This is a genomic window from Geoanaerobacter pelophilus, assembly GCF_018476885.1.
GTDB lineage: Bacteria > Desulfobacterota > Desulfuromonadia > Geobacterales > DSM-12255 > Geoanaerobacter > Geoanaerobacter pelophilus.
The window spans coordinates 107,788-129,398 of record NZ_JAHCVJ010000003.1; the positions used below are offsets into that span (position 1 = coordinate 107,788).

Consider the following 21,611-nt stretch of genomic DNA (forward strand, 5'->3'; position numbering starts at 1 on the left):
TACCTCTCAAACGGTGAAAAAGTAAACCAACGATCAGTAATGCTTCTTGATTTGCTCAAACAGCTCTTCCGGTGTCGGCAGCGAGCCGGCCCCGGGAGGACGGCCATAAAAAGCGATTTCCGTGCCGGGCTGTACCGATAACCTGACATCGTCAATCATCTGCCCGGTGCTCAGTTCGATATCCAGGATCTTGCGACAGCGACCGGTCAGGTCATGGTAACCTTTTGCCGGGAACGGGAAAAGGGTGATCGGTCTCAGCAGCCCTACCTTCATCCCGGCTTCGCGGGCCATCATTACCGCCGATTTTGCGATACGGGCGGCTGAGCCAAAGGCGGTTATTACCAGCGTGGCATCGCTGGTCTCAAACTCTTCCCAGCGAGACTCATTTTCCTGCAACTCAAGGTAGCGATCATGCATCTGCCAGTGGAAGGCCTCCATCTCGCCATCACCAAGCTTCAGGGACTTGACCACCCGTTGCTCAGTCCCTTCCTTCCAGCCGCGGACAACCCAGTCCTTTAGCGGCAGGTCGACTACCGGCCTGGGATTGGCAGTAATCGCCTCTTTCATCTGACCGATAACCGCATCGGCAAAGACCATGGCCGGAATCCGGTAGATATCGGAAAGATCAAAGGCAAGCATGGTCAGGTCGTACATCTCCTGCACCGATGCCGGGGCAAGCACGATGATCCGGTAACCGCCATGACCGCCCCCCCTGGTTGCCTGAAAATAATCGGCCTGCGAGGCATCGATCCCGCCAAGACCCGGTCCTTGCCGGCAGATATCGACAATGACACCCGGCAGTTCCGAACCGGCCATGTAGGAGATCCCCTCCTGTTTCAGAGAGATCCCCGGACCCGACGACGAAGTCATGCACCGCACCCCGCAGGCCGAGGCGCCGAGCAGCATGTTTATGGCAGCGATCTCGCTCTCTGCCTGAATGAACTCCCCGCCTAACGCCGGAAACTCCCGGGAGAGATATTCCGGAATGTCGCTTTGCGGTGTAATCGGATAGCCGAAGTAGTGACGGCACCCTGCTTCAATGGCAGCCATGGCCACCGCCTCATTACCTTTGACAAACTTACGTTGCAGCACTAAGAACCTCCACTTTAAACAACTCAAAATCTAATGGCACAGCAAAAAGCTCCAGATGCAAGGCTTGCGAAAGCTGAGGAACGAGTCGTAGCCGGAGGCTACGTCGCAGTGACGAAGATTGAGCGTAACGCAGCAGATGGGCTTTTTTAGTGACTTCTCACCGGAAAATCCTCCGGATTTACAGGCGAAGCCATCCCTATTTGAAAACAATTATTGCCACATCAGGGCATACCTGGGCGCAAAATGCACAGCCGGTACATTTGGTCTGATCCGGGGCCAAAGCAGTATGATAACCAATTGCGTTTATCTGGTCGCTCATCACAATGATCTTTTGCGGACAAATCGTTGTGCAGAGCTCACATCCCTTGCACCGTGCAATATCAATCTCTATTCTCGGCATAGTCCCGAACCTCTCATAATGCGTTCTTACAAACAAAGGGATAGCGGCATGACAGACGCTATCCCTTTCCGGACATCAGACAATCCGTCGGATCAGATAATCTTGTTGAGCGGGTATTCCACGATCCCCTGGGCCCCAAGCTTCAACAGTTCAGGGACAATCTTCCTTACATCTTTTTCCGGGAGCACACTCTCAACCGATACCCAATCGGAATTAAAGAGATGGGCAACTGTTGGTTGATTGAGGCTCGGCAGGATTCGGGTTATTGCCTCAACTGCGCTGTTTGGCGCATTCAGCTTAAGCCCCACCATCCCTTCGGCTGCAAGAGCAGACTTGAGGAGTTTGGCGATAGTTTCAATCTTCTCCCGTTTCCAGGGATCAGCCCAGGCAGCCTTGTTCACCACCAGCACCGGAACCGACTCCATCAGCTCACAGACAATTCTGAGGCCATTGGCCTTAATGGTTGAGCCGGTCTCAGTCACCTCAACAATAGCGTCGCAAAGTCCGTCCACCACCTTGGCTTCGGTTGCACCCCAGGAAAATTCAACAGTCACCGGGATGTTCCGCTCGGCAAAATACCGCTTGGTAAAGCCGACCAGCTCTGTCGAGATGGTTGCTCCGTGAAGATCTTCAGGCTTCTGCACCTGAGAGTCCTTGTTTACCACAAGCACCCAGCGGGCCGGCCTGCGCGAGACCTTGGAATAAACCATTTCGCAGACTTCGATTACATCCGACTCGTTCTCCCGAACCCAGTCACGTCCGGCAATACCGGCGTCGATGGTGCCACGCTGAACATATTTCCCCATCTCCTGAGGGCGGATCAGCTTGCAGCTCATTTCATCATCATCAATGCCGGGGAAATAGCTGCGGGAAGAGATGCTGATCTGCCACCCGGCCTTTTTGAAGAGATCTACTGTCGCGTTTTCCAGGCTCCCCTTGGGGATGCCGAACTGAAGGATATTGCTCACTTCTTGTATACCTCCTTGGGATCGAACAGCGGATTCGAGTTTTCGACCCACTGGCCGTTCTCCCACTTCACGTAAAAGCAGCTTCTGTTGCCGGTGTGGCAGGCGGCAGGGCCGTTCTGCTTGACCCGGATTACCACTGAGTCACTGTCGCAGTCGGTATAAGCCTCGACAACCTCTTGAGTGTTGCCGGACTCTTCACCCTTCATCCAGTACTTGTTTCTGGTCCTGCTAAAAAACCAGGTCTTACCGGTCTCCAGGGTCAGGTTGAGGGTCTTTTCGTCCATGAAAGCCACCATCAGGACATCGCCGGTCTCATGGTCCTGGATCACCGCAGGGATCAGGCCATTCATCTTATTGAAATCGATGGTTACCATCGTTCATTCTCCTTTAGGGGGATAATTGAATTACAGAGTTTATTCTTCGTCCTGCACGCCCCATTTATCGACAAAATGGATTCGATGCAAAACATTCTGGCCGCTGACCTCATCAAGAATCGTATCGGCCTCTGCTGTGGTAAAACCAACCTTGGGACGTACCCCCATCCAATGAGTCGCCTCGCCGGCCGGCGTCTCCATGGGACGCGGCACCGGAGGGCCGGGCTTGTATTTGTCGTTGATAAACAGTGCCGCCTCATACTGTTTTGGCCGTTTGACCAGCTTCACCTCAACCAAGAAACCGCTTTTAAGCGTTTTGGTGAATATGGAGTCAATGATTTCCATATCCTTAGGTATTTCACCAGAATCTTCAAACATGTCCTGCCCCCTTATCGGAGTTAAAATCGTGCCATATTAAAACAACAAAATGATATTTGCAAGCAAGGCGTGAATTTCTGCAGTCACTTGACAGCTAACTCCCGCTGACGAACAACCTCGAACAGGGCGATGCTCCCGGCAACCGCGGCATTCAGCGATGATACCCCGCCGTGCAGCGGGATCGACAGGATCACATCACACCCTTTCCTGACCAGCGGCCTGATCCCCTCGCCTTCGTTGCCGACCAGCAGCGCAATCTTGCCGCTGAACTTCTGGCGAAAGATAGTTGCTGATGCCTCATCCGATAAGCCATAGATCCAGAAACCGGCTTCTTTCAACCGTTCCAGGGTTTGCGCCAGATTGGTGACCCTGGCGATCGGCAGAGTCTCCACCGCCCCGGCCGAAACGCGCTCGACTGAAGGGGTTACCCCGACAGAACGGTCCTTGGTGATGACAATTCCCGATGCTCCGGCACAGGCTGCGCTTCTCACCATCGACCCGAGATTTGCCGGGTCCTGAATGGAATCAAGCAGCAGAACCAGGGCATCTTCAGCGGCAGCAGTCGCAGCGATAATATCTTCCAGATCGCTGTACGGGAACGGCTCAACCCTGAGGGCAACCCCCTGGTGGTGGTCACTCCCGGCAAGGCGGGTAATGTCGGGCTTCTGCCTGCTTCTGACTGCAACGCCGCGCTCGTTTGCCAGCTGAACAATGCGCGCCAAACGGCGGTCATCAGGGCTACCGGCAATGAACAGCTCAAATGACTTACGCTCTCCGCGCAATGCCTCGGTAACGGCATTTATGCCATAAACGATTTCATCAGACACTAAAGGCCCGCCTTCCCGGCAACAATCTCATCAACGATCAGATCGCACGCCTGCACAGGATCGGCATGAGCCGAGATCGGCCTGCCGATCACCAGGTAATCCGCGCCAGCGCTCACCGCATCAGCCGGGGTCATGATCCGCTTCTGATCATCGACAGAAGCAAAGGCCGGCCGTACCCCGGGGGTCACGATCAGGAAATCGCTGCCACACGCCTCGCGAATCAGCGACGTTTCCTGGGGCGAAGCCACCACACCATCCACGCCGGCCCGTTGGGCCAGCTTCGCCAACCTTACCACCTGCTCGCGGATCGGTGTCTCGATACCGATCTCGGCCAGGGTTTCCTGGTTGGACGAGGTCAGGATCGTCACCGCCAGCACCTTCGGCCGCTGCTCACCGCACTTGCTCCGCAGCGTCTCCATGGAGGTCGCCATCATCTCGTAACCACCGAGGGCGTGCAGGTTGCACAACTGAACACCGAGACGAGCCGCCTCCAGCGTGGCCATGGCCACGGTGTTGGGGATATCGTGGTACTTGAGATCAAGGAACACCTCGCCGCCCGCCTGCCGGATAGCGCGCACCGCCTCAGGGCCGCAGGCGGTAAAGAGCTGTTTGCCGATCTTGAACATGCCGACCTTGTTTGAGAGCAGGCCGGCCCACTTCGTTACCTCTGCCATCCCCGGCACATCCAGGGCAAAGATGATCTTGTTGCGTGCATCGTCGCGGGTCATGGTGGAAACCTTTTTGGCTGGGATTATTAATTAGACTTACATAGCAGGTGCGGCGAGAAAATACAACTGTCGTGTGCGTGTCCCGCACATGAAAAAAGCCCACCGAAGCGTTTTCGACGGGCTTTCGCAATCTCAGTCACCCAGGCAACCCCAACCTGTCAGTCGAGCACCTCATCCATTCTGGACAGGGCAGCCGCCACGGTCGGGAAACCGATGGTGCTGGTGAGAGCAATGATGGCATGACACACCTCGTCTTTGGTGGCACCCGCCTCCAGCGCCCGGAGGGCATGACTGCGAAGCGAGCCTTTCGAGCCGATGGCCGCCGCAGCGCCCAGCTGGATCAGCTGCACCGTCTTCTCGTCGAGCGGCCCGGACTTCCGGGCAATCGTGCCCATCGCCTCCACGGCGGTGATCAGCTCCGGGTGGCGCTCCTTAAGCTTGTTGTAGAGTTGAGATGTTTCATGAGCCATACGCGATCCTCCTCTTCGCAATGTAAGAAACCGGGACACTCCCGGTCGCTCGCTGCTTTTGGGTTAGATGGTATCATACCTTCCGCTATCGGCAAGGGCGACCCCGCACAGTTGCATCACTGTTACTGTTTCGGGAATAAATCTCAAAAATCTCTCGGTATCATTCAGTAAGACAAGACATAAGTGAACGTGCAACCAGCGGATTTGCTGCAAATTGTGGAAGCCCAAGCTCTGCCACCACAGTGCGACATAGCTCCATACGATCGCTGCCCCCCCAAATTTCAGCTGAGTTATGCACTGCAGCATTAATTTTCTTCAGCCAGTCGGCGCTGTCTGTGAACAGAATGCGAGCTGCTGCCGACTGCTTTGGCTCATCCCATGCTGACAACAACCAGTCCAGCTCGATATCCTGCAATATTGCGAGTGAATCAAGAGCAGATTGATAGTTGTCAAAGATCGGCATATCTTCTGGTACGAGCACGGCATCGCCAGTAAATAGTACCTTCTCGGTCGGGCACCATAATGATATTGAACCCGCGGAATGCCCCGGGGTATGTATGACTTCCAGAGAAATGCCGTGATCAAGGAGGATGGATTCACCACCATACAGCAGATTGTCAACGGTAACCGGGCCACCCACAAGGGTTTGGAATCCTGGTACCGGCCGCTCCTTTTCCTGGAGATTAATATCTTCAATACAGCCCCTTTCAGCAACATGAGCTGAAACACGGCATCCGGTCGTCCTTTGCAACTCCTTAGCTGCGCCAATGTGGTCGGGGTGTGAATGAGTGAGGATAAGGTGTTCTAGCTGTTTTTGTTGAAGTCCTGTTTGCTCCAAATACTTAAGAATATGGTGCTCTGATCCAGCAACTCCGCTATCGATCAGGGTAATTTTTTCGCCGCAATACAGAAATACGTTGACTGAACGGCTGATCGCTCCGGCTGGGGTTGGTACGGTAAAGGGGATGTTGATGGCATGGATACGTGGGGTGATTTGCATGGTAGTGCTCCTTTGGGAAATAAAATAGTCGCGAGACCAATCTCCCGCGCGGCCTTCGTTTCCCTGAAGCAGATACGAAAAGAGCGCGGGAAGGTGACCCGCGCTCCTTGTGTTAATAAGGCAAGCAACGAGTCGTCACAAAGTGACGACTACGACGACCAGGGTTGTGGAGATTTTTTTCATCATAATGATCATTTATCTTAGTTTGAAAACAGAGTCAAGCGGATCGGCGCCAGAAGATAGTACCCGTTCCCAGATTGCACGCCCGGGTGCTATAATTACTACAGAGAAGAGAGCCGGATTATTTGCGACCGGAGGTGTACCATGGTCTCGTTAGATAGGAACATCAAATTGGATCCAACGGTTGATTTATTAAATATCTACTTTAACAAAATGGATGAATGTATAAAACTGCTCAACGATACCCTCAAAGACAATGAGGGAGATTGCGCGCTGACCAATGAGTTGCTAAATCAGCTTAAACAGCTTTACGAGTTGCATTTCATGCATGAGGAACAGCTATTGGCCGGGATGAATTACCCGACAGTCAATGAACAAAAAGTCCGCCATGGCTTGTTTCTCAAATCTTTTGAGCCGTTACAGCTCAAGAGCGACCAATGTCATACGCCGGGTTTTATAAATGACTTCAGCCAAATAAGACTGGATTTCATCTTTAACATGAATGATGACACCATGGAGATTTGTGACTATATAATAAGCAATTATCATTGAGAAGGTGCTGAGGTGCGGTAATGCGGTTGCACGTCGTTAACGGCAAGCAAAAAGGCGGAGAGTTGCCTCTCCGCCTTTTTGTTGATCATCGATTGTCGCGCTCTTACTGGGCCAGTGCCTCGGCCACCAGTTGCTGCACTTTTGCCACGGCCTCGTCGATGGGGAGCAGCTCCACCTCGCCGGACTTGCGGTGCTTCAGCTCTACCTTGCCCTCGGCCAGGTTCTTGGCACCGACCACGATCCGCAGCGGGATGCCGATCAAGTCCGCATCCTTGAACTTGAAGCCAGGGCGCTCGTCGCGATCATCGAGCAACACCTCAACCCCGGCAGCAGCAAGCCGGTTGTAAATATCCTCAGAAGCCTTGACCACCGGTTCTTCCTTGACGCTGAGCGCTGAAACTATGCAGTGGAACGGTGCGATCGGCAGCGGGAAGATAATGCCGTTGGCATCATGGTTCTGTTCGATGCAAGCAGCAACGCTTCTGCCGACGCCGATGCCGTAGCACCCCATGAAGATCACCTGCTCCTTGCCGTCGGCATCGAGATAGGTCGCCTTCAGCTTCTCGGAATACTTGGTGCCTAGCTTGAAGACATGGCCAACCTCGATCCCTCGCCAGACCTCCATCTTGCCGCCGCTGCAGCGCGGGCAGGCATCCCCGGCCACGACCGTGCGGATATCGGCAAACGCCTTGACCGTGAAATCCCGGTGATTAGCGTTCCTGAAATGCTGGTCCTTGGCGTTACCGCCGACAACAAAGTTGCACATCCCCTGGATCGCCTGATCGGCAATCACCCGCACCGTGACCCCGCAAGGACCGGCAAAGCCGACCGGGCCACCGCACGCCTTGACATAGACTTCGTCGTCAGCCATTTCCAGCTCGGCAGCACCGAGGAAGTTTTTCAGCTTCAGTTCGTTCAGGTCGTGATCGCCACGCACCAGGGCCATGACCGGCTCGCCGTCGGCAACCACGATCAGCGCCTTGACGGTCTGCTCCGGCTTGATCCCGAGGAACGCCGCAACCTCTTCAATCGTCTTCCGGTCCGGCGTCTCAACCGCCTCTTTGGGGAGCAGCTCCCCTTTTGCCTCAGGGAATGGCCGCGACTCGGCCTTTTCCACATTAGCCGCGTAGTCGCAACCACTGCAGGACAGGATCGCATCCTCACCGGAATCAGCCAGCACCATGAACTCATGGGACGAGGAACCGCCGATGCTGCCGGTATCGGCCTCTACCGCGCGGAAATTCAACCCGCAGCGCTCGAAGATACGGCGGTAGGCCTGGTACATCTTGTCATAAGAAAGATCGGCCGCAGAACTGTCCACATCGAATGAATAGGCGTCTTTCATGATAAACTCGCGGCCGCGCATCAGGCCGAAGCGGGGGCGGATTTCATCACGAAACTTGGTCTGGATCTGGTAGAGGTTGATCGGCAACTGACGGTAGCTCCTGATCTCCCTCCTGACGATATCGGTAATCACCTCTTCATGGGTCGGTCCGAGGCAGAATTCGCCGTCTTTCCGGTCCTTGAAGCGCAGCAGCTCCTTGCCGTAGAATTCCCAGCGCCCCGACTCCTGCCACAGTTCGGCCGGGGTTACCATCGGCATCAGCAACTCGATGGCGCCGGCCCGGTTCATTTCCTCGCGAACGATCTGCTCGACCTTGCGGATGGAACGGAGCCCCAGCGGCAGGTAGTTATACACACCTGCAGCCACCTTGCGGATCATCCCGGCTCGCAGCATCAGCTGGTGCGAGATCACCTCGGCATCGGCCGGAGTTTCTTTAACCGTTGGTATAAAATATTGTGAATAACGCATTGAATTTAAGATCCTTTCACTTTTCACTAGCCACCGACTTCATCACTTCATCCACCAGGGCATCGGCCAGCTCCCCTTCGGGAACCTTCCGGACAATCTCGCCGTGACGGAACAGTAACCCCTCGCCTCTCCCACCGGCAATGCCGAAGTCTGCTTCGCGGGCCTCTCCGGGGCCGTTCACCACACACCCCATGACCGCTACCGTTACCGGAGCGTCAAAACCCTGCAATCGACGCTCCACCTCCTGGGCAACGGTGATCAGGTCGATCTGGCACCGACCGCAGGTCGGGCAGGAAACAAAGTTGATCCCCTTCTGCCTGATCCCCAAAGCTTTCAGGATCTCGAACCCTACTCGGACTTCATCAACAGGGTCGCCGGTGAGCGAAACCCGCATGGTGTCGCCGATACCGTCGGCCAACAGGATGCCGAGGCCGACCGACGACTTGATGGTGCCGGAAAAGATGGTGCCGGCCTCGGTAATGCCGATATGCAGCGGATAATCGACCGCTTTAGAGAGCAGGCGGTACGCCTCAACCGTCTTCACGACATCAGAGGCCTTGAGGGAAATCTTGATCTGGTCATAACCGATCTCTTCGAGGATCCGGACATGGCCGAGCGCGGAATCGACCATCGCCTGAGCGGTTGGATGGCCATACTTTACCAACAGCTCCTTTTCCAGGGAACCGGCATTAACACCGATCCGGATCGGTACCAGCCGCTCCCGAGCCGAACGGACAACCTCTTCGACCTTCCACCGCTCGCCGATGTTGCCGGGATTGAGACGAAGACCGTCAATCCCCCCTTCAAGCACCTTTAGAGCAAGCTTGTAGTCGAAATGGATATCGGCTATCACCGGAATCGGGCTGGCAGCCTTGATTCGGCCGAGCGCCTCGGCTGCATCCATGTCAGGGACAGCGCAACGCACAATCTCGCATCCAGCGTCAGAAAGCGCAGCTATCTGCTGCAGCGTTGCGGCTTCATTTCGGGTATCGGTACTGCACATCGACTGGACAGAGCAAGGTGCTCCACCGCCAATGGCAACACCACCAACGGAGATCTTTCGTGTAGGCCGTTTCATGGAGCTGGATACTAGGGGAACAAGGTCGAAAAGTCAAGGAAGACGGTTTGGTCAGACGCGGCGATTCACGCTCGAAGCTAACGCTTCTGTTGCCTCCGGCAGGGTGAAATAAAATGTCGCTCCCTTGCCGACGGCAGCCTCGGCCCAGATGAGACCGCCATGCCTGGCAATAATCCTTTTAACTGTTGCCAGCCCGACGCCGGTCCCTTCAAACTCATCGCCATGGAGCCGCTCGAATACCTGGAAAAGCTTTTTGCAATACACCATGTCAAAGCCAACGCCATTATCTCGAACAAAGAATGTCTGCTTTCCCTTATTATTGACCATGCCGACTTCAATCAATGCATCAGGATTGCCCGCGGAATATTTCCAGGCGTTACCGATCAAATTCTGCAGGACCATTTCCAGCAACGTGGCATCACCGGACGCCGTAAGACCTGGGGCTACAACGGTGCGCACACTGCGGTCCGGCTCAGTATCGCGAAACATGACAATGATCCGTTCGGCAGACCGGCTCAAATCAAAGTCCACCTGCCTGATTTCCTGTTTGGCAACCCTGGACAAGTGGAGCAGGTCATCAATCAATTCACTCATGCGATTGCTGGCATTGCAGATTCTTTTCAGGCAGTCCTTCCCCAAGTCATTCAATACGTCAGCGCATTCATCGGAGAGGATGGATGAAAAACCGTTTATATGGCGCAGCGGGGCCCGCAGATCGTGAGACACCGTATAACAGAAAGATTCGAGCTCATTATTTACCAATTCGAGCTGGGTGGTACGTTCCCTGATCCGGCTTTCCAGCTCAACATTCAGATGGCTGAGCTGCTCTTCCGCTGTCTTTAACTCAGTAATTTCATTGTAGACAACAACCACATCTGCGATATTGCCATCCTGATGCTTGATAGGTGTTGCGACAACATTGAAGATGCGGTCACCAAGCTTCCAGCTGTTGATGCGGCAAATGTCTCTACCACTCTGGATCATCTCACAGGCACACCCCTCTGCTGGTCGCGAGTTTTTGCAAACCACATCATTACAGTAAAGCCCGATTATTGAGCCAATTTCCTTATCCGGAAAAAACAGCTCTTGCAGCTTATTGTTGCACGACAGGATTCGCTTCCGACTATCAATAACCAGTATTCCTACTTCTGCGGCAGCAAATATTGCGGCAGTGTTCTCATTGACAATGTGCAGCTGTTTGTTGGTTTCCCGGTGGTTGTCCAGAACATGCTTGATTGAGCCGGAAATAATGCCGATTGGGTCAACATCAACGAGGGTTTCATCATCCAGCTCTTCAGGCCGGAGTGGCTTGGTACCCATAATTTCCAGCAGCTCGTTGGTCTTTTTGCGGATATAACTGTTCTTGTTAACCAATTTATTGCGCAGGTATTCGTTTTCTTCGCGTAAACGCTGCAGCTCAGCGCTAAAAGCTGCCGAGGCCGCATCCGATACGGATAGAGGAGAGAGAGTGCTTTTCATACTGTACCCAAAAGCTGGTCCATAAACGGTATCTTACCTTCACTCCTGATTTGAGATCAGGAGTGTATATCCGGTTTCGTTTTTAACTACTGAACAATGGAGCCCCATGTTAAGAGCCGATTCGGGGATGGTATTGATGGAATCACGGTTATCGGTCCGAAAAAGAAGCTGCATTTTGCCCAAATTGATCTCAGTGAAATGTTTATTTATCTCTCTGAGAGCAACCAATAAAGTGGCCGGGCAAATCTGGCCGCGGATATCGAATTCAACTGTTCTGGGCGGAGTTGCCATCATCATGTACCTCGACCGGTCTTGATTACTGTCCTCATCTCAGCACCAATCTCGTCAGGAATAGCGTTCCAAGCCACGCTCCGGGGATTATCCCGGCTACAAAAAGAATGCTCTGCATCGCCATAATCGGCAAGCCGCCGAACAGGTGCCATACGTTGCAGGCCGGCGCCATCCGCGATGCCAGCCCCATGATGATCCCACCGATAAATGCCGATATATATTGTCTTAACGGCAAATCGACAAAGATCTTAAACTCTTTTAACAACAAGGCGGAAGAAGCACTGCCGATCACAATACCGGCAACAACCGGAAACTGTAACAGCACAATGGCATCCAGCTTGGGGCCGGGACCACCAACAAACTGTATCCCGGAAAGAGCATGAAAATAATTAACCGGCAACAACTTGAAATAGCTGAGTGATTGAAAATGTTCCGGGAACAGCAGTGACTCGCAATATCCGGCAATCTTGGCATACGCCGTGGTAATCCCCAGCGGTACACCGACAGTAACATAGGAAATTGTACCAATAACCGCAAGCATGAGCGCCGCCTGCCATTGCTGCATCGCACCATCCGCATAGGTGGCACGTACCCATCCATTACTCCGGTAAACCCGATAAAAATACCATATTGAAATAATCGACACCATCAGCACCGGGAAAAACGGGTCAATGCCAAATAGCTGAGGAACAGTGATTTCCCCGGTGAAAAAACCTGTTCTCCTGACAATGGAGCCCCACCAGGGGTGAAGCTCGGCATACATAGCACTACCGGCGATAAGCCCGAAAAAGGCAACCATTGAAGGAACACTGCCAGCGCCCATTTTATAGAGCGTGCCAACGACGCAACCTCCAGCAAGCACCATACCGATACCGAAGAGTAGTCCGCCAATCAGGTTGGCAAGCGACGGAGAGCCAATCAATGGAAACGGGTAAAGAGGGAGCAGACCAGCCTGGCGGGCTGCTTCAAAGAGCAGCATGCTGGTTACTACCAGCAGCATGAGCATGCGCAGCTTGAAGAATGACTTTAACAGGAAGATATCCCTGAACATTCCGGAAACGCAAAAGTCGGCACGATGCATGATGAAACCCGACCCAGCTCCCAGCAGCAGACCAATCAACAAAATAATGGGGATAATATGATCAGACATCTTATGCATAATTATACAAAAAAATCCGCACCTTGCTTGGTGCGGATTCATTTTGCAGATTAGCTACCCCTCTCATCCTCATCCTCTAACAGTTTCAGCGATGATTTCGGCGAGGTCTTTGACCTTGGTCTGGCTTGACTGTTTATCTTTGAGGCCGTCCTCGAACATGGTCAGGCAGTAGGGACAGGCAACGCAGACGGTGTCGGGGTTCTTGGCCAACGCCTCTTCGACCCGGTTGATGTTGATTCGGCTGCCGGTGTGTTCTTCGAGCCACATCCTGCCGCCGCCACCGCCGCAGCAGAAACCCTGGTTGCGGTTGCGCTCGAATTCTAGTGGCTGCTTGCCGGTGGCTTGTGCCAGGGCGTTTCTCGGTTGGTCGTAGATGTTGTTGTGCCGTCCGAGGTAGCAGGAGTCGTGGAAGATGATCCTGCCGAGGGCTTCGCCTTGGTTGGTCGTCTTGAGCTTGCCTTCGCTCATGAGTTGGTCGAGCAGTTGGCCGTGGTGGATGACTTCGAGTTCGATGCCATACTGGCGGTAGTCGTTTTTTAAGGTGGAGAAGCAGTGCGGGCACTGGGTGATGATCTTCTTGACCCCACGCTCCTGAAAGAGCCGGACGTTCTCTTGGGCCATCTTGTCGAAGGCGTATTCGTTGCCGAGTCTTCGTAAAGAGTCGCCGCAGCACTGTTCATCCTTGCCGAGGATGCCCCAGGAGATGCCGGCAGCATCTAATAATGTGGCGATGGCGACGGTGACCTGTTTCTGTCTGGAGTCAAAGGAGCCGGCACAGCCGACGTAGAAGAGATATTCGGTTTTGCCTTGTTCGAAGGGGGTGACGTTCATGGTGCTGGCCCATTTGCCCCGCTCGGTGGGGGCGATTCCCCAGGGGTTGCTCCTGCCTTCCATGTTCTCGAAGAGATTCAACAGTTCTTCGGGGAAGCTGGCCTGCATTTCGACCAGGTAGCGTCTCATTTTGATGATCTTGGGCATCTGTTCGATGAAGACCGGACATTGCTCTAAACAGGCGCCGCAGGTAGTGCAGGACCAGATGGTCTCTTCGGTATTGCTCCCCTCCCCTTCGCCGTCGATGAGGGGCTTAGTGGGGGTCTTGCCGTTTCTGATCTCTTGGGCAACGGCCATGAGGTTGGCTTTTAAGCTGTGGACGACCTGGCGCGGGTTTAACGATTTGCCGGTGGCATTGGCCGGGCAGGCAGCCTGGCATCTGCCGCATTCGGTGCAGGAGAAGGAGTCGAACAGGTCTTTCCAGGTGAAGTCGTCTATTTTGCCGACGCCGTAGCTGTTGCCAGGGGCAAACTGTTCACGGGTCGGGATCGATACCGGTTCGAGGTTTCTCAGGAAGCAGTTGGGGATGGCGGTGATGATGTGCATGTGCTTGCTGACCGGCAGGAAGCAGATGAAGGCGATGAGCACTCCGGCATGGAGCCACCAGGACCAGGTGGCAAAGGGAAAGAGCTGGTCGGCCAGCGGTGAGTTCTTAAGCAGGGTGGCCACAAAGGATGAAACCGGCATGTAGCTGTGGCTCTGGCCCATGACGGCCAGGAGTGCGCCGTGGAGGCCGAAGTAGGCAAGCATCAACAGGGCGATGCAGGAGAGAATGAAGAAGCCTTCGAAGCTTCGGGCCTTGACGTATCTGCTGTCGAGGTAGTCTGGTTTGAAGATGAGCCTCCTGCCAAAGGAGAGGGTTATGGCAACCAGGGTGGCGGCCGAGACCAGGTCGAAGAGTAACATGAGGCTCTGGTGGAGCGGTTTGGGCAGAGCCTCTAAGCTGAAGCCGGGGATGAGCCCTTCGAGGATGAAGGCGCCGTTGGCAATGAGCAGGACCATGAAGGACCAGAAGATGACGAAGTGGTTGATGCCGAATGGTTTGGCTACTACCCGTTTCTGGCCAAAGGCGTAGAGGAGCATTTCGTGGATGCGGACTCCGGGTTGGTCGAAGCGGTTCTCGGGCTGGCCGAGCCTTACCAGGGAGAGCCGACGCCAGAGGCTGTAGCAGAAGAAGAGCAGGGCCGGAACAAGTAGTGCTGCAAATAATATCGGATTGGGGGTCATGGGTGATCCTCAAGTTATCAATTGAGTTATGCTGCTATACTACTTTTTTGCTCCGCTGTGCTTTGAGGGCGCGGATGCCGGCGGTGATGGCCGGTACTACCTGGAACAGGTCGCCGACGATGCCGTAGGTGGCGACTTCGAAGATGGGGGCGTTTTTGTCTCTATTGATGGCGATGATGATGTCGGAGTCCTGCATGCCGACCAGGTGCTGAATGGCGCCACTGATGCCGCAGGCGATGTAGATCTTGGGCCTGACGGTTTTGCCGGTCTGGCCGACCTGACGGTCCTGGGGCATCCAGCCGGCATCGACGGCGCTCCTTGAGGCCCCTACTACGCCGCCCAGTTCGTCGGCCAGTTCTTTCAAGATGCCGAAGTTGTCGCTTCCCATCATGCCGCGACCGCCGGAGACGATGAATTCGGCGCCGGCGATGTCGACATGGTCTTTTTTCTTGTCGCTGATGATCTCCAGTACTTTGACGAGGATCTCTTCTTCGCGGATGGGGCAGTCGCTACGGATGATGGCGCCGCTCCGGCCTGCCTGCTTTTCAGGCATGGGCATGACGTTGGGACGGACGGTGGCCATCTGGGGCCGGTATTTGTCGCACATGATGGTGGCCATGATGTTGCCGCCAAAGGCGGGACGGGTCTGCATGAGGTTGCGTTTGTCGTCTACGGCCAGGCCGGTGCAGTCGGCGGTGAGTCCGGTCTTGACGACGGTGGCTACGGCGCCGGCCAAGTCGCGGCCAAGGCCGGTGGCGCCCATGAGAATGATTTCGGGCTGGTGCTGGTCGATCAGGTGCCGGACGCCTCGCAGGTATGATTCGGTGCGGTAATGTTTGAGAACGGGGGCGTCCATTAAGTAGGCCTGGTCGGCGCCATGGCTAAAGGCTTCATGACAGAGGTGTTCGACCTGTTCGCCAAGGACTACGGCGCTTAAGGGGACGCCGATGGCGTCGGCTAGTTCCCGCCCTTTGCCGAGCAGTTCCCAGGAGACGCGGGCGGCTTCGCCTTCGGTCTGCTCGATAAAGACCCAGACGCCGCGATAGGCGGAGAGCATGGCGGCGAGGGCCTGTGCTTCTTCGTCGGGTTCTTCTTCGGCGGCTACCCCACCCTGTTGCCGGGCAAGTTCTTCAAGTATGGCCAGTTCTTCGGGGGTGAAGTGGATCTCTAAGGCTTCGGCTGGGCAGACTTTGATGCATTTGAGGCAGCCGATGCATTTGTCGCTTAAGATGACCGGTTCGCCGGCGTCGGTCATTTCGACGCAGTTGACCGGACAGGCGCTCTGGCAACGGGCGCCGCAGGCGATGCATTTGCCGGGGATGAGCTGCGCTTTGCCCCGCGGTTTCTTCGGTTTCTTTGGTTCAGCCATTGCGGCTCCTTGTTCTGTGCATGGTTAGTCGGTGCGGATGATTCGCTATACCGCCAATAAATCTTTGGCGATCAGTTTGTCGAGCAGGAGCTGGGCGGTGCCTTCGGGATCACCAAGGCCGTCTCCGATGATCTCTCCCTGGTCCCGCTCGGGGGAGAAGATCTTGGAGACCCAGGTGGGGGACCCTTTGAGGCCGATTTCATTGACGTCTAGCTGTAAGATCTCGTTGGTCCAGACTTCGACCTGGGCAGCGGCTGCGGCCAGCCGCATGGGTACGGTGGGATAGCGGGGCCGGTTCAGTTCGCGCACGACGGTGAGCATGGCCGGAAACGGGGCTTCGACGATTTCGTGCCGCCCTTCGAGTTTGCGGCTGACCCGCAACCGCCGCGAAGCAAGATCAAGGTCGAGGATCTTGTCAACCAGGGTGAGCTGAATGCAGCCGAGCCGGGTGGCAATGCCGGGACCGACCTGGGCGGTGTCGCCGTCGATGGTCTGTTTGCCGCATAATACCAGGGCGACTTCGTCTTCTTCATTGAGTTTACGGATGGCAGCGGTCAGTACATGGCTGGTGGCCAGGGTGTCGGCGCCGCCAAAGCAGCGATCGGAAAGCAGTACTACCCGGTCGGCACCCAGTGCCAATGCCTTGCGCAGGGTTGCTTCGGCGTTGGGCGGACCCATGGAGATCGCCGTTACTTTGAAGCCGTAACGATCCCGAAAGCGCAATGCCTCTTCCAAGGCATGGGTGTCGTACGGATTCATGATGAACGGAATCCCCTCACGTACCAGGGTGTTCGTCACCGGATCGATCTTTACCTGCGTCGTGTCCGGTACCTGCTTGATACATGCTATCAGCTGCATTTCGGTGCCCCTCAACTTGGAACCAACTGTTATTAGCAGATTCCCAATAATGTTTATCTGGCTTTTGAGCGCCGGCAATCCTATCAAAGCTTTCTAACATTGACAAGACGGTTTTTGCGTAAAATTTAATCAAACAATGTTTACTCTGACTAAAAATTAATCACAAACAACAATAATCTGATTTAGCTTAAATAACCAGCTAGTTAGCAAAATGATCGCTGCCTAAAAAATCCTCAAAAGCAGAAATATGCATAACGCCTTGCTTTAATGAGAGCAATTGGGTAGAGTTTAGAAAAGTCACTGAAGTTTTTGAAATACTGGAGAAATATCATGAAAACAGTCATAGAGTTGATAATCCTGATCCCGCTTTTTATAGTATTTTACCAATTTTATTGCTACTCGATTACCGCCACCGGTAAGGAAAAACAGAACAAATGCCTCGCTCTGGGCATTGTCAGCTCAACGGTAGGGATAACCAGTCTTGCCTACCACACCACCATTTCCGTATTTGGTGGCTTAATACTGATCATGTTCGGCTTACGGCTCATTGCCCACGGACTGGACCGGATCGACAAGAAGATCTTCATTGACCGTTATGATGACGACAACACTCCAGGGTAACAGCAGCAAGAACATTGTGACTTCTACAGATTCACTTCCCCTCAATTAACGCTGCAATGAACTTCTCCCGGACTCAATATACATCTGCGCCTGAAGACGCAGTTCAGCTAATTTCCTTGCAGCTATGGTTATCGGCAGATTTTTTGGTAACATCCAGTTAACCATATCTAATCTGCGCAGCCGGAAAAATACTCTGTCCTTTATATTAGATGCAATGCCAGGAGTCATCATGGGTGATCTGCAGCAAAAATATCTATTGATGTTCGAGAATATGGCGCAGGGAGCCTTTTATCAACTGGCAGATGGGACACTCACTGATGTCAACCCCGCCGCTCTTGCGATGTTCGGGCTTACCCGCGACCAGTTCATCGGGCGCACCTCCAAAGACCCAAACTGGCGAGTAATCAACGAGAATGGCACCGACCTTGTCCCGGATCAGCATCCGTCAATGGTTGCCTTGCGCACCGGAGAGCGGGTACGGGACTTTACGGCAGGTGTCTATAATCCGGTAACGAATAGTTATGTCTGGATGATCATCAATGCCATTCCTATGTTCCGGGAAGGGGAAAGCACTCCCTACCAGGTATTTGTTACGCTCCATGACATTTCCGAACGGAAACTGTCCTTCCAGCTAGCCGAACAAGCCTTAAGAAAATACGACATTCTGACCAACACCTCCATGGACGGTTACTGGGAGATTGATGCTGCAGGGCGAATCATTGCCGCCAACGAAACGATATGCCGCATTTACGGCTACAGCTGCGAGGAGTTACTAACCAAGTCTCTACAAGATTTCGATGCCATTGAGAATGACGAACAAATGCAGGAGCATATCGCCAGGATCATGACTGAAGGATACGACCGTTTTGAGACCAAGCACTTCTGCAAAGACGGTACAGCGATTGAGGTTGAAGTAAGCACGGCATATATCCCGGAGAATGCCGCATTCCTTGCCTTCACCAGGAACATCACCGAGAAAAAGCAGGCTGAAAAAGACCTCCTGGAGAGCGAACTGAAATTCCGAACCCTGTTCGAGACGATCCAGGACGCTATTTACCTGACGCGCGCAGAGGATGGCACCATTGTCGAGTGCAATGAAAAGCTATCCGGATACACCAGAGAAGAGTTAATAGGTAACACCACCGCAGAGCTGGGATTATGGGCAGACATCCAAGAACGTTTACGCGTCGTGGACCTGGTAAAAACCCATGGCTATGTCAATGATTTTGTGGCCACATTCCGCAGAAAAGATGGTTCCCTGTTACAAGGATCGATTTCAACAAATGCTTTTCCTCTGGGCGACCAAACATACCTGCTCTCTGTTGTGCGTGACATTACCGAGCGAACGCGGATTGAAGAAGAGCGGCTCCACCTTGAACAACAACTGCTCCATGCCCAGAAACTTGAGAGTCTTGGGGTGCTGGCCGGCGGCATTGCCCATGATTTCAACAATATTCTCACCAGCATTATCGGTAACGCCGAGCTGGCCCTGATGCGGCTAACGCCAGAATCACCAGTTCAGGAAAACCTGCAACGCATTGAAAAGGCCGCTGCCAGGGCCGCAGACCTTGCCCACCAGATGCTGGCTTACTCAGGCAAAGGAAAGTTTGTGGTGGAGCCGATCGACCTGAACCGATTGGTTGAAGAAATGGGGCATATGCTCGACGTCTCTATCTCCAAAAAGGTCATTCTACGCTACAATCTCAGCCGCCCCTTGCCGACAGTCGAGGTTGACGCCACGCAATTACGCCAGATCGTTATGAACCTGGTGATCAATGCCTCAGAAGCTATTGGTGACAAGAGTGGGGTGATTGCCATTACCACCGGCTGCCTTGAATGCAACGAAAAATACATGAAAGAAACCTGGCTGACTGATCCCCTGCCGGAAGGGCTCTACGTCTACCTGGAGGTCACAGATACCGGCTGCGGCATGGACCAGCAGACTCTTGACAAGATTTTCGACCCGTTCTTTACCACCAAGTTTACCGGTCGGGGCTTGGGAATGGCTGCGGTACTGGGGATTATTCGGGGACATAAAGGAGCAATCAAAGTCTACAGCGAGCCTGGCAAAGGGAGCAGTTTCAAAGTACTGTTGCCGCCCAGCGCACGAGCGGCAGAACTCTACAACGAGAGAGATGACGCCGAGATCTGGCGTGGCAGCGGAGTGGCATTGCTGGTTGACGACGAAGAGACGGTGCGGGCCATTGGTAGCGAGATGCTTAAAGAATTGGGATTCGAGGTGATTACGGCCAATGACGGGCGAGAAGCGCTCGATGTCTTCAAATCTCGTAAGGACATACGTCTTATTGTTCTCGATCTGACCATGCCCCGCATGGACGGAGAGCAGTGTTTCCGCGAACTTCGACTGCTTGACCCCAATATCAACGTAATCATGTCAAGTGGTTTCAGTGAGCACGAAATTTATCGGCGCTTTGCCGGCAAAGGGATAACAGGTTTTATCCAGAAACCATACAAGCTGTCCGATCTCAGCAAAGTACTGAAGGCGAAAACTACCGATGCGAATGAAACTCTTTTAAAGCAATAGAGTCTTTTTCACTGAGTCCGATATCAATTGTCAAAATCGCTGTTATACTTTAAAAACTTATTTTCCTCCTGATAACAAAGGTATGCAGCAATGAACATGGAACATTCCGATAATATTGCGGACAGCAACGTGGTGCGCGATGAATTGATCGTCAGCCACCTGAGTCATGCCAAGAGAATCGTTCGCAAGATCGCCTCGCAACTTCCACCGCACCTGGACCGTGATGACCTGATGAGCGCGGCCGTTATTGGACTGATAATGGCTGCGAACCGTTTTGACCCCACCCGGGGAGTACGTTTCCTGACATTTGCTGAACAGCGAATCAGGGGGACAATTCTTGACGAACTCAGGGCACAGGATTGGCTTTCCCGATCATTGCGCGAAAAATTCAAGCTTCTTGAAAGAAAGTTTTCAGAGCTGGAGCAGCAACTCGGCAGAAACCCTTCCAGCGAGGAAGTTGCCGAGGCCATGGATTTAAACCTTGAGGATTATTTCAGCCTGCTGGACGATGTTCACTATCTTTCGGTTGTGCGCCTGGATGATTCGTGGGAAGATAATGACGGCACCTCATTCGGACTGCTCGATCTCCTTGAAAACGAATCAGTAGACTGCCCTCACGACCAGATAGTGCGGCAACAGACTGCGGATCAACTCCTTGGAGCCATAGACGAGCTGCCGGAAAAGGAACGGGAAATAGTTTCCCGGTATTATTACGAAGACAAGAGCCTCAAAGAGATCGGCAAAGCGATGCACCTCAAGGAATCGCGCATCTGTCAGCTGCATGGCCAAGCCATTCTTCGCCTTCGGGTCAAGATGAAGCTATACCGGTGACCCTTTAGAAACCCTTCTATGAAAAGACTCCCCGCATTATTGACGTTGCTGTTTGCATCAGTGGTAATCGTGTTCGGCACTTGGTCGCTGTACAACGGCAACTTGGAAGCAGCTTTCTCCTCGTTTCCCTTTCTGTTGATCATCTACGTATATGTAAAGATGTCGGCAAAATAACTCCCAAACATCTGGACATGCTCCGTCTATTTCAGTAGGATGTGCCTCTGATATTAGTTTATGCAGTTGAGGAGGCTCCATGTTTTTCCAGAATAATGACTTGGGCGCATCAGAATTCAGTACCTGGACCGAGAAGCGAAAGCGAGAAGAGATTGCAAAACTCGTTGAAGGTTACCGAAACGGTCTGCCTGTCGGCATCCTGTGCAAAATGACCGAAACTATTGCCGGCAATCGTAAAAAGGCTCGCAGGCACCTGCATCAGCTGTTGTCCCTGGATGAGCGCAAAGCCGCAGCGGAAAAAGAGACTGGCGGCATCCAACAGATAGTCAAAGAGTACCTCATTTAACCGCCACTATTCATAGAATC

At 53.6% G+C, this 21,611-nt stretch carries 23 protein-coding genes and 1 pseudogene; 7 read left to right on the forward strand and 17 right to left on the reverse strand.

Annotated features, from left to right (window positions below; genetic code table 11):
• Window positions 1-33: 33 nt before the first annotated feature.
• From KI809_RS08660 to KI809_RS08700, 9 genes are all read right to left on the reverse strand, one after another.
• The gene (locus KI809_RS08660) at window positions 34-1,092 is read right to left on the reverse strand and encodes a 3-methyl-2-oxobutanoate dehydrogenase subunit VorB (protein ID WP_214171152.1); all 1,059 of its coding nucleotides are present in this window, start codon (window positions 1,090-1,092) and stop codon (window positions 34-36) included.
• A 196-nt stretch (window positions 1,093-1,288) separates the two neighbouring features.
• Entirely contained in the window at window positions 1,289-1,492 is a 204-nt protein-coding gene (locus KI809_RS08665; RefSeq protein ID WP_214171153.1) for a ferredoxin family protein, read from the reverse strand.
• Window positions 1,493-1,584: 92 nt separating this feature from the next.
• Window positions 1,585-2,460, reverse strand: a complete 876-nt coding sequence (hisG, locus tag KI809_RS08670; RefSeq protein ID WP_214171154.1) for an ATP phosphoribosyltransferase — start codon at window positions 2,458-2,460, stop codon at window positions 1,585-1,587.
• On the reverse strand, window positions 2,457-2,834 hold the full coding sequence (hisI, locus tag KI809_RS08675; protein WP_214171155.1) for a phosphoribosyl-AMP cyclohydrolase: 378 nt from the start codon (window positions 2,832-2,834) through the stop codon (window positions 2,457-2,459). Before hisI ends, hisG begins: the two co-directional genes overlap by 4 nt.
• 39 nt (window positions 2,835-2,873) lie before the next feature.
• On the reverse strand, window positions 2,874-3,212 hold the full coding sequence (locus KI809_RS08680) for a hypothetical protein (RefSeq protein WP_214171156.1): 339 nt from the start codon (window positions 3,210-3,212) through the stop codon (window positions 2,874-2,876).
• Window positions 3,213-3,295: 83 nt separating this feature from the next.
• Entirely contained in the window at window positions 3,296-4,039 is a 744-nt protein-coding gene (rlmB, locus tag KI809_RS08685; protein ID WP_214171157.1) for a 23S rRNA (guanosine(2251)-2'-O)-methyltransferase RlmB, read from the reverse strand.
• Complete coding sequence (gene pyrF, locus KI809_RS08690) at window positions 4,039-4,767, reverse strand: orotidine-5'-phosphate decarboxylase (protein ID WP_214171158.1); 729 nt, start codon at window positions 4,765-4,767, stop codon at window positions 4,039-4,041. Before pyrF ends, rlmB begins: the two co-directional genes overlap by 1 nt.
• Before the next feature lie 158 nt (window positions 4,768-4,925).
• Window positions 4,926-5,276 (reverse strand): carboxymuconolactone decarboxylase family protein, encoded by a 351-nt coding sequence (locus KI809_RS08695; RefSeq protein WP_214171159.1) that lies wholly within the window; start codon window positions 5,274-5,276, stop codon window positions 4,926-4,928.
• 121 nt (window positions 5,277-5,397) lie between these two features.
• A complete protein-coding gene (locus tag KI809_RS08700; RefSeq protein ID WP_214171160.1) occupies window positions 5,398-6,237 on the reverse strand; it encodes an MBL fold metallo-hydrolase in 840 nt (279 codons plus the stop codon).
• 324 nt (window positions 6,238-6,561) lie between these two features.
• Here KI809_RS08700 and KI809_RS08705 point away from each other — a divergent pair, with 324 nt between their 5' ends.
• Entirely contained in the window at window positions 6,562-6,969 is a 408-nt protein-coding gene (locus KI809_RS08705; protein WP_214171161.1) for a hemerythrin domain-containing protein, read from the forward strand.
• A 103-nt stretch (window positions 6,970-7,072) separates the two neighbouring features.
• Here the strand turns inward: KI809_RS08705 and KI809_RS08710 are convergent, their stop codons facing one another.
• The 8 genes from KI809_RS08710 to KI809_RS08745 all read right to left on the reverse strand — a co-directional run bounded on the left by KI809_RS08710 (window position 7,073) and on the right by KI809_RS08745 (window position 17,074).
• On the reverse strand, window positions 7,073-8,782 hold the full coding sequence (locus KI809_RS08710; protein ID WP_214171162.1) for a proline--tRNA ligase: 1,710 nt from the start codon (window positions 8,780-8,782) through the stop codon (window positions 7,073-7,075).
• A gap of 16 nt (window positions 8,783-8,798) precedes the next feature.
• Window positions 8,799-9,860: a flavodoxin-dependent (E)-4-hydroxy-3-methylbut-2-enyl-diphosphate synthase gene (gene ispG, locus KI809_RS08715; RefSeq protein WP_214171163.1), complete on the reverse strand. Its 1,062-nt coding sequence runs from the start codon at window positions 9,858-9,860 to the stop codon at window positions 8,799-8,801.
• A 51-nt stretch (window positions 9,861-9,911) separates the two neighbouring features.
• Window positions 9,912-11,339, reverse strand: a complete 1,428-nt coding sequence (locus KI809_RS08720) for a PAS domain-containing sensor histidine kinase (protein ID WP_214171164.1) — start codon at window positions 11,337-11,339, stop codon at window positions 9,912-9,914.
• A gap of 39 nt (window positions 11,340-11,378) precedes the next feature.
• Complete coding sequence (locus KI809_RS08725; protein WP_337833295.1) at window positions 11,379-11,636, reverse strand: sulfurtransferase TusA family protein; 258 nt, start codon at window positions 11,634-11,636, stop codon at window positions 11,379-11,381.
• Window positions 11,637-11,664: 28 nt separating this feature from the next.
• Entirely contained in the window at window positions 11,665-12,711 is a 1,047-nt protein-coding gene (locus KI809_RS08730; RefSeq protein WP_246559320.1) for a YeeE/YedE family protein, read from the reverse strand.
• A gap of 147 nt (window positions 12,712-12,858) precedes the next feature.
• On the reverse strand, window positions 12,859-14,847 hold the full coding sequence (locus KI809_RS08735; protein WP_214171167.1) for a (Fe-S)-binding protein: 1,989 nt from the start codon (window positions 14,845-14,847) through the stop codon (window positions 12,859-12,861).
• 34 nt (window positions 14,848-14,881) lie between these two features.
• Window positions 14,882-16,216 carry an electron transfer flavoprotein subunit alpha gene (locus KI809_RS08740; RefSeq protein WP_214171168.1) on the reverse strand — a complete coding sequence of 445 codons (1,335 nt, stop codon included), beginning with the start codon at window positions 16,214-16,216 and terminating at the stop codon, window positions 14,882-14,884.
• Window positions 16,217-16,261: 45 nt separating this feature from the next.
• On the reverse strand, window positions 16,262-17,074 hold the full coding sequence (locus tag KI809_RS08745; protein WP_214171169.1) for an electron transfer flavoprotein subunit beta/FixA family protein: 813 nt from the start codon (window positions 17,072-17,074) through the stop codon (window positions 16,262-16,264).
• Between the two features lie 330 nt (window positions 17,075-17,404).
• Between KI809_RS08745 and KI809_RS08750 the strand changes: the two genes are divergently transcribed.
• The 6 genes and pseudogenes from KI809_RS08750 (at window position 17,405) to KI809_RS08770 (ending at window position 21,591) form a co-directional block, all read left to right on the forward strand.
• Complete coding sequence (locus tag KI809_RS08750) at window positions 17,405-17,695, forward strand: hypothetical protein (RefSeq protein ID WP_214171170.1); 291 nt, start codon at window positions 17,405-17,407, stop codon at window positions 17,693-17,695.
• 229 nt (window positions 17,696-17,924) lie between these two features.
• A pseudogene (locus KI809_RS21020) lies at window positions 17,925-18,302 on the forward strand (PAS domain S-box protein); the annotation flags it as partial.
• Between the two features lie 12 nt (window positions 18,303-18,314).
• Window positions 18,315-20,240, forward strand: a complete 1,926-nt coding sequence (locus tag KI809_RS08755; RefSeq protein WP_435052250.1) for a hybrid sensor histidine kinase/response regulator — start codon at window positions 18,315-18,317, stop codon at window positions 20,238-20,240.
• Window positions 20,241-20,336: 96 nt separating this feature from the next.
• Window positions 20,337-21,071, forward strand: coding sequence for a sigma-70 family RNA polymerase sigma factor (locus tag KI809_RS08760; protein ID WP_281416871.1), 735 nt, complete (start codon window positions 20,337-20,339; stop codon window positions 21,069-21,071).
• Window positions 21,072-21,089: 18 nt separating this feature from the next.
• Window positions 21,090-21,245, forward strand: a complete 156-nt coding sequence (locus tag KI809_RS08765; protein ID WP_214171173.1) for a hypothetical protein — start codon at window positions 21,090-21,092, stop codon at window positions 21,243-21,245.
• Window positions 21,246-21,324: 79 nt separating this feature from the next.
• The gene (locus KI809_RS08770; protein WP_214171174.1) at window positions 21,325-21,591 is read left to right on the forward strand and encodes a hypothetical protein; all 267 of its coding nucleotides are present in this window, start codon (window positions 21,325-21,327) and stop codon (window positions 21,589-21,591) included.
• Window positions 21,592-21,611: the final 20 nt, after the last annotated feature.